This is a genomic window from Paenibacillus sp. FSL R10-2778, from assembly GCF_038593035.1.
Taxonomy (GTDB): domain Bacteria; phylum Bacillota; class Bacilli; order Paenibacillales; family Paenibacillaceae; genus Paenibacillus_AQ; species Paenibacillus_AQ odorifer.
In genome coordinates this window covers 3,720,078-3,734,095 of record NZ_CP151956.1, presented here as the reverse complement: position 1 = coordinate 3,734,095, position 14,018 = coordinate 3,720,078, and the positions used below count along the sequence as shown (strand labels likewise).

Below are 14,018 nucleotides of genomic sequence, written 5' to 3'. Positions count from 1 at the left end.
CTAAGCGGTCTTTTTATTTGTTAAAAATTAGGTGAAAAAAGGGGAGACTTACATGCGTTTTCTATTCGTGGGTGCAGGAGCTATTGGTGGTTATTTTGGAGGGCGTCTGGTTCAAAAAGGGGAAGATGTAACTTTTCTAGTCCGTTCTACTAAACAAAAGCAGTTAGAAGATGAGGGTCTGGCAATAAAAAGTGTGCATGGTGACTTTAAGACTCCCGTTCGGACGATTACATATGGGGAGAAGGCAGAGCCTTTTGACTGTATTATTATTGCAGTGAAGGCCTATCATTTGCCTCAGGTGATGATGGATCTTACCCCTTTCGTCGGTGAACAGACTATGATTCTCCCGCTCCTTAATGGGTATAAACATTTTGGTATTTTGCAGCAGCATTTTGGAGCAGAAAAGGTACTGGGTGGTCTTTGTTATATCGAGACAACGTTAGGTTCTAATGGAGCTATCATACAAAGTAGTTCTTTTCATAGTATTGTGTTTGGTGAATGGGCGGGTGGGGAGTCAGAACGAACGCAGAAACTTCTCAGTCATTTGGATAAAGCAGGTTTCACTGTGATACTAAGCTCTGATATTCAGCGCGAAGTGTGGCAGAAATATATATTCGTAGCTAGTTTAAGCGGGATTACAACTTTAATGGATAGCTCGGTTGGACCCATTTTAGCCTCATCTACAGCGCGTACTATTTATGAACAGCTTCTGAATGAGATCGTGAGTATAGCGCAAAGTGCAGGAATGCCTGTTGGAGCAGATATGGTGACTGCTACGATGCAAAAGATGGATTCGGTCCCACCCGAATTTACTTCCTCTATGCATAGGGATATGCTAAAACATCTGCCAGTGGAAGCTGAGCATCTGCATGGTGCTCTTTTGGCGATGGCTGTATCTGGTCAAGTTGTGTATCCTATTCTCGAAACCGTATATGCCCGTTTGAAAGTATACGAAAGCGTTAATGATATGAGATGATCTGTATAAAATTACTTTAAGGAGCTGGACGATTATGAAGGAACTGAATCAAAAGATAATGACATTTCTAATGTTCGAAGGAAAGGCTGAAGAAGCTATGAATTTCTATACTTCTTTATTTGATCACTCCGAAATCATCAGTATTAAACGTTATGGAGCAAATGAAGCAGGCCCTGAAGGGAGTGTCATGCAGGCTACTTTTTCATTACATGGACAAGTCTTTATGTGTATAGATAGCTACGTGAAGCATGGATTCACCTTTACTCCAGCGGTATCCTTATATGTGAATTGTGAAAGTGAAGCCGAAATTGACCGCGTCTATGCAGCATTATCCCAGGGTGGACAGGTGCTCATGCCACTAGGCGAATATCCATTCAGTTCGAAATTTGGCTGGGTAGCGGATCAATTTGGTGTGTCATGGCAATTAAATCTTTCGGGGAATGTGTAATCGATTGATGTGTTGCACGGTCAGATAATATTCTGTATCACAAGGGTCCGAGTTCGTCTGTAAAATGACGTACTCGGACCCTTAGTGTTCAGGCAGCGGAAAGGTCTGAGGAATCTTCTGATTTTTAAATTACGGTTGCAGCCCGCTTATGACTAATGAAGAAATTAGCTGTATATTAGCAATTAAAGTAACAGCTGTTAATTACATTGCTGAACAACGGTTGTGCGTTCATTAGTAATCGTGACTTTGGAATGACCTGATAAATATTCGGTATAACCGCACACGGTTTGTTCTTTAGACTGTCCGTTAGAGTTGGTATATCGAAGATATATAGCACCTTCACCATTTAAACTCAATTTTGGTTTGAATTTTTTCTTTTGTCCTGCTTTTATTGGACTTGTATACAATTTCTTTGAATCCGCACGAATTAATCCTACTTCGATAGAGCTAATATCAACATCAGATTGATTATCTACGATGACTGAGAAGCTTTTAAACGGACTCAGAAGATTTGATATCGTCCCTACACCAAGAGCAACTCCACAAGTAATCAGAAATAGCGTAATTCCTATAAAAAATCGTTTTCTCATCCTTCAGTCCCCCTATATAAGTAAGACAGGGGTTACTTAAAAAATGTTACAACAAGGAGAAGTTAGTTATAAAAATTCATTACCAAATCAAGTGTGGACATGCATGTTATTATAAATATATTCCATATTAATGATTTGAAAAGGGGTTTTGTATTGACTACTATCCGTCATTTTGAACAAGGTGACATGCCATTACTTGGTGAACTTTATAGCACAGTATCTTCAAAGGGGAATGTTGTTTTTTGGTGGGTTGGCACTGAGGAAAATTGGGAAAATGTATATTGCGCTTTCGAGGACGGTAAAATGGTGGCCAAAGGTCAAGTGAGCATCATCAATATTGTTCCGCCCGGCCGTTCCGAGGATAGCAGACATTCGATCTACCTGAACTTAAAAACAATACCAGAACGTGAAGGCGATTATGATTTATTAGAAAAAGTTTATCAGTCACTCTTATTAAGAGCACTCGAATTAAAAGAAACGTTATCAAAGGATTACAAAACCACTCTATGTGTAGGGAACGATTCGGCAGAAGTCTTGAATACTCAATTTTTCGAAAAAGTGAAGGGCTTCTCTCATTATAATAGCTTATTTAAGATGAAACACAATCTAAGTGATGGCTTGTCTGAACCCACTCTGGCTAAGGAACTTGAATTCGCAACCTGGAATATGGAGACGCCTGAAGAAGACGAGCATTATTTGGAATTAGAAGCTGAGATTTGGCCGGAAACTCCGCTAGGGAAAGAACGGTTAGCTGAATTTAAACAAAATCCGCTCTGGACATCACTTGTTGTTCGAGAAGGGGAGAAGGTTGCGGGTAGCTTAATGGTCTGGCAGGAAGAGAAGGGTGGCTACATCGAAAATGTATTTGTACTTGAGCCATGGAGAAGATCCGGAATTGCTAAGTACATGCTTTTTCAAGCATTGAGCTATTTTAGAACCCACGGACTGGAAGAGGCATCTCTGATGGTGCTTACGGAAAATGATTCTGCATTACGGCTATATGAATCTGTCGGATTCATTCTAACGAATGAGGAAAGACGATATCGGATTGAACTATAAAAGTTTTTGAAAGTGAAGGATTACCAAGCAAAGTGCGATAGCTTTTTTGTCGAGCTTAGGTTCGAGGTTAAGGTCGCACTTTATTTGGTAACCCGTTCTGTGAATTATCTGCTAAATGCTTTCATGCCTTTTGCTTCCCATCACATTTTTTACATACGTTAAGCTTTTCACCTGAAATGCCTTTCCCGAAGTACAACAGCTTAATACGTGTGCTTCCACAGATCGGACATGTTCCTCTGGCCCGGGATGGAATGCGCCAAAGTGCTTTGCCGCGTTTGTTTTTAGACATGATTTGCCCCCACCTTTACGCTTAATACTCCATCTTATGACCAAGAGGAACTTAAAGTTCGAAGAGCGAAAAGAATAGAAAATCGGATGAAAAAGGGGCAAAAAACACCCTCAAAAAACAGCGTATAACTTAAATTATACGCTGTTTTGATTTTAAGACGTTTTTTTAGGGGGAATGGGGCACTTGGACGAGTAAAACAGATGGATTTTAAAGGAATATTTTATAAATATCGGATGTCGATATCTTTGAATCTTCCCGCTGACATTTTAGGCATTCTGAATTGCAGGGAACCTTGTTTATAAGTGCCTCTGCTCTGATCTGGAATGACGGGAACTGGCAACTGAATAATCTCGCTATGATCTTTTCCTAAACCTGTTAATTTAATTTGTGTGCGATTGATTTGTGCCCATATACTTTCGGGGTGAATTCCGTTCGGAATACGAATTTTGGTAATCAGGTGATTATGAGTGTCGATATGCTCAAAACTTAAACTTGTGGTTTCGTTCATAAATGAAGAGGAGGTCGCTGCAGTTGCTTCACGGATTACTTTTTCGACATACCCGTCAATTTGGTTAGGATCCAACTTCCACTGCTCTTCAAGAGCTTTCAAGGATAACTTTTTCTTAAAAAAGGGATCTTCATTCATCCAATCTAAAGGGTTCGTCTTATTGGGACTCATAGCTCTGCGCCTCCTACGGTTTTTATCCATTGTATGGGCGTTTGACTTATTCAGTGACATCTGGGCGAATATCTACATAGAATAGCTTATCATTCCGAAAGGAGGAGTGGTTTGGTGGTTTCAATCATCGGCAATATTAAAATCAATAGCGTAGGCCCCAGCTCCACAGTCTTAGTAGGAAATACGGCATCCGTTATCCTGAGCAGCAACTCTAAAATTTATGCCGGTGCCAACTCCTTCTCCATAGGTGACTCTATAGGTACGAATATAACGAATAATGCGGCCAGCAGTACAAATACGATGGATTCAGATGTGGTGGATCAAGTATCACCTCCTTAAGGGTGGGGTTTAAATGAACATTACGGTATATCAATGCATATCGATCTATAATCTAAAAATCGGCACTATCTCTAATTCCTCGGTACTTCAGATTGGTACATCGGGACGAATTAATACTTTGTCTCATAATTATGAGACCTCTGGAGCTCCATCATCGGCTCCAACGACTCCAGCGGAAAAAATGGCTTCACCCCTTGTATCCTTACCGCCAGCGGCGGAACTATATGCACATCTGAATTAGGCTCTTTGTCCCTGCATACAATAAACCATAGGAGGGGGTTGTATGCATCCGTATTACGCTCAGCAGGTTTTTAATACACTAAGATTGCAAGCGGAGAAGATTCAACAGTTAGAGAAGCAGCTTCGCGATTTGCAAGGCGATGTAGACAGCATAAAGAACAATAAATCTGCAAGTATAGGACCTATCAATTATCATTTTGAACAATTAAAAATCGAAAAGCTGGAAGGCACTTTAAATATAGGCATTACACCGAATGAGGGAAACAATCTGGATGAAGCGATGATCAACGGTAAACCTATTGGGGAGCGGGAGGATGGTACAACTGCCTTATCGGATCAGATTCGCCCACAGATTTTGAAGTATGTGCAAGAAGAGGTCCCCTCGCAATTTTCACGTTTAGAAAAAGAGAAGAATTTAAGCATTGATGAGCAATATATCCAAATGGTGACTCAGGATCTGCTGAATCAAATGGATGGACGGATTAACGAGTATGTAAACCAACTCCCTGCCACAGAAGAAGGGCGTGGATACACTGATGAGGAATGCGCTTCTATTGTAGAGCAAATCAAACGAGATATCGTTATGGCAGTAGAGCGGCATTTGGAAATAAATATAACCGGAAGGCGGGAGACGAATGAAGATAACGGTGATCAATAGAGATATTAGTGTCAATGCAGTGAAAGTCGTTTCGATCTCAGGTTCATCAGTATTTTTAGTAGGGGATACTCAATCCATTCATTGCTCCTCGGCGTTTGACAGCGTAATAGAATATACTCAGAGCGCTCCAGATCAAGTCAAAAAAGGCAGTTAACCTATGCACACCTCACGCATACAAGATGTTTATATCAACAATCTGTCCGACAGTTCTATTTTTATTTGTGGATCTGTAGACCGGGTTCAATCTAAATTCCTGGGAAGCAAGGAGAATTATCTTTTTAACATAAGGGAGATTAATAATCACCCGAAAGATACTACACTCATAGACATCCCTATCCCTGTATGGACAAACCAAGGGAATGAAGCGGATGAATTTGTGATATTAAAGGATTCCGTGGAAACAACGATTAATATACAATATATTAAAATTCTATCGATTGGGTCTGGCACGACCTTCCAGATTGGAAACAGCGGGTCAGTTCATCTGGAGAGTCGAACCAGTGAGTTTAAACGAGAAGTGGCTGCAAAAGATAAGGAGTAACAACAACTATTTTAATTCTTTTGGCAGGGAAATCGCGAATATATCGTGCTCCGTCTGGATGTAGAGAATACCATTCGCACTAAATAGTGTGCCGTATTGTTGTGCTCCGGTCTTTACTTTGCCAAGCGCTTTGCCTGTTTCTGCATTTATGATATAGAAGTAGCCATTCTCATAGCCAGCGTAAATCCCCTTACCCAGAAATTGAACGCTAAGCGCGGGACTGTCCGGACCGTTGAAGCTTATAATGCGATTATCGTTCATTTGAACGCCAGTAATCTGTGCATCCTTTTGGAAAAAAGCCATGTTATTCACTGGACCAGCCACCCAATTTCCGTACTCCTCATAACTTTTGGGTTCACTCGCTGTTTCTTGACCTAAGGTAAAGCGGTATAGTGGATGACCACCCCATTGGTCTAAACCTCCATCGGCTGTATATAGATACGAGCCTTGAAGTGATGTAAAATAATTACCGAGTCTACTGACATCTTCGAGCGGTTTATAGTTCTTTTTGGTCTTCGCTTTTCCAGTTTTAACATCTAGATGTATCAAGGTCAACTGATAGCCTTTAAGAGGCTCGTTAGAGGCATCATTTGCAGCATTGGCTTGTTCGCGGAGTAATAATTCACCATCCCGGTAAGCAACAAAGCTATAAAATCCCTGAATTCTCCATAACTTCTTGCCTGTAGCCGGATCGAGACCGAAAAACTGTGTGCGTCTATTATCAACGGTACTGGATACGACCAATACCCCGTTATAAAGACCGTCGATACTTCCTACATACATAGGGATGTCTTTATTCTCCCAGATCTTTTTACCAGTAACCGGATGATAAGCTGCAATTCCACCATGCTCGTTCCGGAAGTATATCACTCCGTTAACTAACTCCGCGAAAGCACCGATCTCGATCGGATCTTTGGCAGCCTTAACCTTCCAAAGCAATTTCCCCGTTTGAGCATTAACTTTTACAAGATAACCCTCATAAGTGATAAAGAAAACCGAGTTATTCGTTATAATCTCAGGATTTGTTCCGTTTTTGTAGGACCATTTAACTTTACCTGTAATGAGATTGGCGGCCTTTAGTGTCCCGCCTGATGAATAATAGAATAATCCATTTGCAATAGGAGCCTGTTGGCTATAAATTCCTTGACCATCTGCCTTGTCGTGCCATAAGGGTTTAATTGTGGTGATAGAGTCGACGGTTGTTGAAGAGGAGGCAGGAGTTGTTACTGCTGCTTGAGCACTAGACAAATATATACCAGCTCCAGATACGAGCAAGGAGGAAGATATAACGGTCTTTAGGATAAACGGTACATATTTCACGATTTTAGCTCCTTATACATCATTTATAATATATTGACGCTGAGAATGGATATTTGTTTCTCAATTGTAAAAATACACTTGTTAACATAATAAATATTATGTTAACAATAAAAGGCGAATCAGTTTCGCACAAGAATTCTTGTGGGAACCAATTCGCCTAGTAAAGGAATATGTCAATAGTTGATTTGTTTAGAAACCTTCACGAAGCCATGTTGTCGCTAACTTGATAGCTCCTTTTTTAGCATGAGTCTCGGCTAAAGGATTCAGCATGACAAAATCATGAATGATGCCTTGAAAGCGGACAGCCGTAACATTCACGCCAGCTTCCCGCAATTTGGCGGCATAAGCTTCACCCTCATCCCGTAGCACATCTGCTTCACCAGTAATGACCAGTGCATCTGGTAAATCCCGTAGTTGTTCTAGGCTAGCCCGAAGAGGGGAGGCCGTGATTTGATTACGTTCCTCAGGGTCAGTAGTATATTGATCCCAGAACCATTTCATGCCGTCCCGCTGCAAGAAATAGCCTTTGGCGAACTCATGATAGGATTCAGTATCAAACGAGGCATCCGTTACCGGATAGAATAATAGTTGTTTCGCTATCTTCGGCCCACTCCGTTCTTTAGCCATTAGAGTAATAGCAGCGGCCATATTCCCACCAACACTGTCTCCGGCTATAGAAAGCTTGCTAGTATCTAATCCGTGCTCGCTTCCTTTTTCAGCTGTCCACTGGAGTACTGCATAGATTTCTTCAATAGCTGTAGGATATTTAGCTTCTGGAGAGAGGCTGTAATTTGGGAAAACAATTGCGGCCTCCGCTCCGACAGCTAGTTCGCGGATCAGGCGATCATGGGTATGAGCATTCCCAAACACCCAGCCTGCGCCATGAATGTACAGGATAACAGGCAACGACGCTGATGAGGAGCTTGGGGGACGAACGATTCTTATGGAAACATCACCGTTAGGTCCACCTGGCACCATTAGATCTTCAATATCAACTTCAGGTTTATATATCTCACTGGATTGTACGCTATCTACCGTTTCACGGCCTTTTTCTGGCCCAAGGTCAGGTAGAAAGGGAGGTTTCGCATTATCATCGGCAAATTTTTGAGCAGCTGGCTCAAGAATAATCTTAGTTTTGTTTGGCATGATTTATCGTCTCCTTTGACTGGTCATAGTCTAGTATACCCTCTTCATTCCATAACCATCTAAGCAGCTGCTGAAACGAATGCCCGTTTAGGACTAGTTAGAGATTTGACGCTATTTGCACATTTATCGCCTATTGAGCACGGTTTCGGACACCAGTACAACTATTCCTTAAGGAGAAGTTCAAACGCAGTTAGAGCCTTACAACACCTTTTGTTGTTCCTTATGCATTTCAGGACCAATCTCTTCAGTGACACGCATCCTCTGTTTACGCTTATTACGGATAATCCAAACGAATACCAAAGTAATGAGTAGCGGATAGCCTATCGCCCAGCCCGTAAAAGGAAACACAGCAGCTGTTGCTAAAAAAGAAATCCAGCTTATCGTCACACCTAAGCGACTTCCTTTGAGCAGACGTATTCCTGCAGCACAACCTCCGATATAAGTCAGGATAAAAGTAGCATTCGGAAACTGGATCAGAGTGGTGATGGAGAGGGACCCGCTGCCATACAGCGTCATCACCGATACAAAACAGAGCAGAAGAAAAGCTATGCCACCGATAGGGGTATGATACTGTTTGGATATTTTACCCATCCATTTCGGCGCAGAGCCTTGGCGGGATAAAGCATAAGCCACACGTGAGGCAGCTCCTGCATAGGCAATAATTGTGGCTGTACAGATGAACAGACCGGTAAGTCCGGCAATAAATCCTCCCCAGCGCCCAAGAGGCTGACTAATAATCCAGACGAGTGAAGTGCTTGATCCACCTTTGAGGTAGCTTTGTGTACCAACAGTTGCTAGTGCGGAGAGAAAATATAGAATCCCTACTATAATAGCGGCGATAGTTACTCCTTTAACGGCGGCACGCTGTGGGTCCTTGAACTCCTCAGATAGGTGTGAGACAGCCTCCCAGCCAATAAAACACCAGAATAAGATTGCAGCAGCCTGGCCAATGCTCATCCATCCATGTGGGATAAAGGGAGTGAAGTGTTCGACTTCCATACGGGGCAGTGCAGTAGCAAAGGAGAAGACCAGCACAGCAACAATCGCTATAACTACCGCTATTTGTACCTTTCCAGCTACCTGCATACCAATCCAGTTCGTAATCAGGCCAATGACCAACATAATAGCGGCAATAGTAATTCTTGCAGATTCGTCCCAGCCCATAGCGGCGGTCATATAACCAGCTCCAGTCAGTGCAGCAACAGGTGCGCCAATCGGAACGGACATCAGAAAGAACCATCCTACCAGTGAGCCAGCTTTTGGACCAAAAGCAAGCGTTACAAAATGGGACACGCCTCCAGCGTTAGGGAATTTAGCAGAGAGCAGACCCATTGATAAGGCCATCGGCAAAATCAGCAACGACATAAATCCCCACGCCAGTAATGAAGCGGGACCCGCCATTTCTGCAGCTAAACCAGGAACAATTAAGACCCCAGAACCCAACACAGCCCCGATGTAAAGGGCAATAGCCTGAGGCATGCCAATGTTTTTTTGTAAAGTGTTTGAACCGGATTCCTTCATGTTTTTTTATCCTGCTTTCCTTGTCTTTTGTTCTAGAGTAGCAGATAATAGATCCATTGGAAAAACAGAATTTTTGAATAGTATCCATTCGATATTCCGATGGTTCATTTTCATTTAGGGGGAAATTCATGGAGTCACGTCATCTTTTTACCTTTTTAGTGGTAGTGGAGACGGGCAGTTTTACTAGAGCAGCACAGAAGCTTGATTATGCACAGTCCAGTATTACTGCACAAATCCAAGCACTAGAGTCTGAAATTGGCCAGCCATTATTTGATCGGATCAGTAAAAAGATTATCCTAACCGACGCAGGGCGTCGGTTGCTCCCGTTCGCTCAAGAAATATCCAGAATGCACACTTTAGCAGAGGACGCGTTACGCTCGGATAGTGAACTTACGGGTTCTTTACGGATTGGGGCTCCTGAATCTCTAGCTGCTTTTCGCTTACCAGGTATTATTAAGGAGTTTCGCGCTAAATATCCGAAGGTGCAAATTCTTCTGAAGCCTGGAGCTTGCTGGGAACTATCAGATTTTGTCCGTTCGGGTGAACTGGATTTAGCGTTCTTGTTGCAACCTGAGACGGAAGATAAAGATTTAAATATAGAAACATTAGTACATGAGCCGATGACGCTGATCGCAGCGCCAGATCATCCCTTATTAAACCTTGCTGAGGTAGAACCCCTTCATTTAAAAGGAGTGACCATACTTCATACCGAAACGGGCTGTTCCTACCGGACTTTATTTGAACGGCATTTGAACAGTTACGGTGTTTTTCCTGACCCCACGTTAGAGTTTTGGAGCATCGAGGCGATAAAGCAATGTGTGATGGCTGATCTTGGCATTGCCTTTCTTCCATTAATTACTGTAAAAAATGAACTCGCCGAAGGAAAACTTGCCAGGTTGAATTGGAATGATGAATCACAGCGTGTGGCGACGCAGATCGCCTATCATCATAAGAAATGGAAATCGCCCGTACTGACGGAGTTCTTACTTGCGATACAAAAACATGCTGAGCAATGGAGAAGTCTAATATAGATCAACATTAACAAGGAGGCTCTAAGGCATGAATGAGTGGTGTGAAGACTACGAAGAAGGGCTGGAGGCCTTTCTCATCTGGATGAAGGATGCCGGGTACACTCCCTATACGCAAAAATCCTATTTAGTAGATGTGAAACAGTTTTTAGACAGTCTGAATGGTAAAAAGCTTGAGACGGTGAAGAAGCTGCATGTCATTTCTTTTTTGACCTCTGTCCGCGAACGTGGAGTGAGTGATGCGACCCGTAACCGGAAGCATGCTGCGATTAACTGTTTTTTCAAGGCATTGATCGAGCTGGAATTACTTCAGAACAACCCGGCAGCCGGGATTAAGAAATCCAAAACGGAGATCAATCGTGAGCCGGTCTACTTAGATGAAAGTGATCTGGGTCGGTTTTTATCTTCTATAGATGGTAAATACAAAAAGCGCAATTTAGCAGTTTTTTTGTTGATGTCCTATATGGGGCTTCGGGTGGGGGAAGTCCACACGCTGAATTTGAGTGATTATAATGTAGAAAGACATTCCCTCCGTGTGTTTGGGAAGGGGCGTAAATGGCGTAATGTGCCGGTTCCCGAGGATGTAGTGCCTTTTCTCGACTCTGCGTTAGCAGAAAGGTTAGATCCTTGGCGCAGTAAAGAGGAAGCGATGTTCATTTCACAAAAAGGACGCAGGTTGTCGATCCGCGGCATTCAGCAAATTGCAGCAGATACCTTTGATCGTTTCCAAAGGGATGTGCCAGCAGCACAGCGACGTCCGTATTCAAGCCATAAGCTCCGACATTCCTTTGCAACCATGCTGCTGAGAAAAGGGGCAGATCTGCGTACTGTACAGGAACTGCTTGGTCACTCCTCGATCCAGACTACAACCGTATACACACATATTACCAGTCGTGAGAAGGAAGAGGCTATGTCTAAATTGCAAATCCAGCTGTGATAGAAAAGAAAGAAACCTCCTTAGAAAATTGATAACAAAAAATAACTTGTTATTATAACGGTATTGATTTATTCTAACAGTTATTAAGAGTTTTTTATAGGAGGTCCTAATCGTGAAGGATGTATTTCTAAAAGGGATGACTTATGGCTGGGGATCAAAACGAGGCGAATACCGCACAGAATATGCAGAAGATTCGATGAGAAAGCTGGCGGAGACAGGAAGCGAATGGATCGCCTTATCTTTTTGGACATGGCAAGACACAGTGCATTCAACAGAAATTCATTATGATTACGGTTACACGGTGACAGATCGTGATCTCGCACATGCGGTACAACAGGCAAAACAGCTTGGTCTTAAAGTTTGTCTTAAACCTGTTGTGAATTCGAGGGATGGCATTTGGAGAGCTAGGATTGGATTTCCGGAAGAGGGAGAGGTTTATTGGGCAGCATGGTTCCGTTCTTATACAAATTTCATTAAACACTATGCAGAGTTGGCGGAAGAGCTTGAATGTGAGATGTTCTGTATCGGCTGCGAAATGGTAGGCACAGAGTCTAGAACTACGGAATGGAGACAATTAATTCAAGAGGTCACTAATCTTTATACAGGGCCGATCATTTATAATGCTAATCATGGCAAAGAAGAAGGAATCGAATGGCTGGATGAGGTGGATTTTATCGGAACCAGCGCTTATTATCCGGTAGCTTCCGTGCCGGGAGATTCTTATGAGAATATGCTGGCTGGTTGGGAGCGGCAGAAACCGCGGCTTAAGTCACTTTCTGAGCAATTTGGCAAGCCTCTCGTATTCATCGAGATTGGATGCCGAAGTGCTCATGGATGTGCCACCATGCCATGGGACTTTACATACACAGACTTACCGTATTCAGAAGATGAACAAGCCAACTTCTATCGGTCAGCGCTGGAAGCATTCTGGAATGAACCTTGGTTTGCCGGTTACTTCTGGTGGGACTGGAGCACGAAATTATATGCCTTGGAAGAGGCTTCCATTGACCGTGGTTTTGATATTTATGGCAAAAAAGCCGAACAAGTTCTCAAAGAATATTACAAGCAACCTATCACTAAATAAATTGATAAAAAAGATCCGGAATTTCAGGTGAGCCTGGCCTGCTAAAGGATCTTTTTGTCATTGGCAGGCTAAGTTAATTCGTGTTATATTAAAAACCGTCCTTTTCATAGTGGAGGCAACGCTCCACATATAAAAAGGACGGTTTCTTGTGTCTTTTGTAGTCAAAAAAGGCTGTTTCCAGCCATATTCGCTTACAATTCTAGCTTAGCTATTTCTGCTTTTAGCTTCTCAGCGGATTTCTGGAATAAAGCCTGTTCGGTTTCATTGAGTGGGAGGTCCAGTACCTGTCGAACACCCGAGCGGTCTACTACGCAAGGTGCACCGAGATAGACATCCGAAACCCCGTTATAGTTATTTAATAAAGTAGAAACATTCAACACGGCGCCTTCATTATGAAGAATGGAGACTACAATTCGGTCCAGTGCAAGAGCTATTGCATAAGAGGTTGAGCCTTTGGCATCAATAATTTCATAGGCTGCATTCTTGGTATCTTGGAAGATTTCTTCGCGTTCTGCTTCGTCAAAACCAAGATCAATCCCAGCTACATTCGCAAGACTCCAAACCGGAAGCTCTGAATCTCCATGTTCACCGATGATCTGTCCGTGAATACTGCGAGGATCGATTTCTTTGTGAAGACCGATCAAATAACGAAAACGAGCACTATCAAGTACCGTACCAGAACCAATTACACGTCTGCGGTCAAACCCACTTATTTTCAAAGTCGCGTAAGACAGAATATCTACAGGGTTAGTTGCAATAAGTAGAATGGCATGTTGGTTATACTTTGTAATTTTTTCAATGATATCTTTAAAAATCGAAATATTTTTACGAAGCAGATCTATCCGGGTTTCTCCCGGTTTTTGTGATGCACCGGCAGTGACTATAATGATATCTGCTTCACGGCAGTCTTCATAAGTACCAGCCCATAACTTCACACCACCGACAAAAGGCATGCCGTGATTCATATCCAGTGCTTCGCCAAGTGCTTTCTGATGATTAACGTCAATAAGTACGAGTTCGGGCATACGTCTACGTAACAATAATGTATAGGCTGTAGTTGTACCAACTGCTCCAGTACCGATAACTACGACCCGATTGGGTTTTGGGGGGGCCATGTCTCCATCTCCTTAATATTTCAAATTTTTGGTTTCAATCTTGTCCAT

18 protein-coding genes are annotated in these 14,018 nt (G+C 42.6%); 11 read left to right on the top strand and 7 right to left on the bottom strand.

Translation table 11 applies throughout. The features are described 5' to 3' along the window. The first annotated feature begins 52 nt into the window (after window positions 1-52). Both NST40_RS16515 and NST40_RS16510 read left to right on the top strand, forming a co-directional pair. Window positions 53-976, top strand: coding sequence for a ketopantoate reductase family protein (locus NST40_RS16515; RefSeq protein ID WP_339243656.1), 924 nt, complete (start codon window positions 53-55; stop codon window positions 974-976). A gap of 34 nt (window positions 977-1,010) precedes the next feature. Next, window positions 1,011-1,424, top strand: a complete 414-nt coding sequence (locus NST40_RS16510) for a VOC family protein (protein ID WP_076217738.1) — start codon at window positions 1,011-1,013, stop codon at window positions 1,422-1,424. 197 nt (window positions 1,425-1,621) lie between these two features. Here the strand turns inward: NST40_RS16510 and NST40_RS16505 are convergent, their stop codons facing one another. Further along, on the bottom strand, window positions 1,622-2,014 hold the full coding sequence (locus tag NST40_RS16505) for a hypothetical protein (RefSeq protein ID WP_076217741.1): 393 nt from the start codon (window positions 2,012-2,014) through the stop codon (window positions 1,622-1,624). Window positions 2,015-2,200: 186 nt separating this feature from the next. Between NST40_RS16505 and NST40_RS16500 the strand changes: the two genes are divergently transcribed. Beyond that, entirely contained in the window at window positions 2,201-3,073 is an 873-nt protein-coding gene (locus tag NST40_RS16500) for a GNAT family N-acetyltransferase (protein ID WP_342410906.1), read from the top strand. Window positions 3,074-3,194: 121 nt separating this feature from the next. Here NST40_RS16500 and NST40_RS16495 read toward each other — a convergent pair whose 3' ends face one another. Together NST40_RS16495 and NST40_RS16490 are read right to left on the bottom strand one after the other, a co-directional pair. Then, window positions 3,195-3,362, bottom strand: coding sequence for a hypothetical protein (locus NST40_RS16495; protein ID WP_169744777.1), 168 nt, complete (start codon window positions 3,360-3,362; stop codon window positions 3,195-3,197). Window positions 3,363-3,582: 220 nt separating this feature from the next. Beyond that, window positions 3,583-4,041, bottom strand: a complete 459-nt coding sequence (locus tag NST40_RS16490; protein WP_076126722.1) for an Hsp20/alpha crystallin family protein — start codon at window positions 4,039-4,041, stop codon at window positions 3,583-3,585. A 114-nt stretch (window positions 4,042-4,155) separates the two neighbouring features. On the opposite strand from NST40_RS16490, the gene NST40_RS16485 reads away from it, so the two are divergent. From NST40_RS16485 to NST40_RS16465, 5 genes are read left to right on the top strand one after another with little or no spacing between them, the layout of a single operon-like run. Next, the gene (locus tag NST40_RS16485; protein WP_036687577.1) at window positions 4,156-4,380 is read left to right on the top strand and encodes a spore germination protein; all 225 of its coding nucleotides are present in this window, start codon (window positions 4,156-4,158) and stop codon (window positions 4,378-4,380) included. Window positions 4,381-4,393: 13 nt separating this feature from the next. Beyond that, the gene (locus NST40_RS16480) at window positions 4,394-4,621 is read left to right on the top strand and encodes a spore germination protein GerPB (RefSeq protein ID WP_076277016.1); all 228 of its coding nucleotides are present in this window, start codon (window positions 4,394-4,396) and stop codon (window positions 4,619-4,621) included. Between the two features lie 42 nt (window positions 4,622-4,663). Further along, window positions 4,664-5,278: a spore germination protein GerPC gene (gerPC, locus tag NST40_RS16475; protein WP_076126719.1), complete on the top strand. Its 615-nt coding sequence runs from the start codon at window positions 4,664-4,666 to the stop codon at window positions 5,276-5,278. After that, window positions 5,256-5,432, top strand: coding sequence for a spore gernimation protein GerPD (locus NST40_RS16470; RefSeq protein WP_111504304.1), 177 nt, complete (start codon window positions 5,256-5,258; stop codon window positions 5,430-5,432). Before gerPC ends, NST40_RS16470 begins: the two co-directional genes overlap by 23 nt. 3 nt (window positions 5,433-5,435) lie before the next feature. Next, window positions 5,436-5,819, top strand: coding sequence for a hypothetical protein (locus tag NST40_RS16465; protein ID WP_076217743.1), 384 nt, complete (start codon window positions 5,436-5,438; stop codon window positions 5,817-5,819). A 6-nt stretch (window positions 5,820-5,825) separates the two neighbouring features. Here the strand turns inward: NST40_RS16465 and NST40_RS16460 are convergent, their stop codons facing one another. The 3 genes from NST40_RS16460 to NST40_RS16450 all read right to left on the bottom strand — a co-directional run bounded on the left by NST40_RS16460 (window position 5,826) and on the right by NST40_RS16450 (window position 9,806). Beyond that, a complete protein-coding gene (locus NST40_RS16460) occupies window positions 5,826-7,139 on the bottom strand; it encodes a PQQ-binding-like beta-propeller repeat protein (RefSeq protein ID WP_342409730.1) in 1,314 nt (437 codons plus the stop codon). Window positions 7,140-7,328: 189 nt separating this feature from the next. After that, entirely contained in the window at window positions 7,329-8,285 is a 957-nt protein-coding gene (locus NST40_RS16455; protein ID WP_076277014.1) for an alpha/beta hydrolase, read from the bottom strand. A gap of 198 nt (window positions 8,286-8,483) precedes the next feature. After that, window positions 8,484-9,806, bottom strand: coding sequence for an amino acid permease (locus NST40_RS16450; protein WP_342409729.1), 1,323 nt, complete (start codon window positions 9,804-9,806; stop codon window positions 8,484-8,486). 128 nt (window positions 9,807-9,934) lie between these two features. Here NST40_RS16450 and NST40_RS16445 point away from each other — a divergent pair, with 128 nt between their 5' ends. The 3 genes from NST40_RS16445 (at window position 9,935) to NST40_RS16435 (ending at window position 12,855) form a co-directional block, all read left to right on the top strand. Beyond that, window positions 9,935-10,837: a LysR family transcriptional regulator gene (locus tag NST40_RS16445; RefSeq protein ID WP_076277013.1), complete on the top strand. Its 903-nt coding sequence runs from the start codon at window positions 9,935-9,937 to the stop codon at window positions 10,835-10,837. Between the two features lie 28 nt (window positions 10,838-10,865). After that, window positions 10,866-11,771, top strand: a complete 906-nt coding sequence (locus tag NST40_RS16440; protein ID WP_076106781.1) for a tyrosine-type recombinase/integrase — start codon at window positions 10,866-10,868, stop codon at window positions 11,769-11,771. Window positions 11,772-11,883: 112 nt separating this feature from the next. Continuing rightward, the gene (locus tag NST40_RS16435) at window positions 11,884-12,855 is read left to right on the top strand and encodes a glycosyl hydrolase family 53 (protein WP_342409728.1); all 972 of its coding nucleotides are present in this window, start codon (window positions 11,884-11,886) and stop codon (window positions 12,853-12,855) included. Window positions 12,856-13,046: 191 nt separating this feature from the next. Here the strand turns inward: NST40_RS16435 and NST40_RS16430 are convergent, their stop codons facing one another. Continuing rightward, window positions 13,047-13,970 (bottom strand): L-lactate dehydrogenase, encoded by a 924-nt coding sequence (locus NST40_RS16430; protein WP_036687562.1) that lies wholly within the window; start codon window positions 13,968-13,970, stop codon window positions 13,047-13,049. Window positions 13,971-14,018 lie beyond the last annotated feature (48 nt).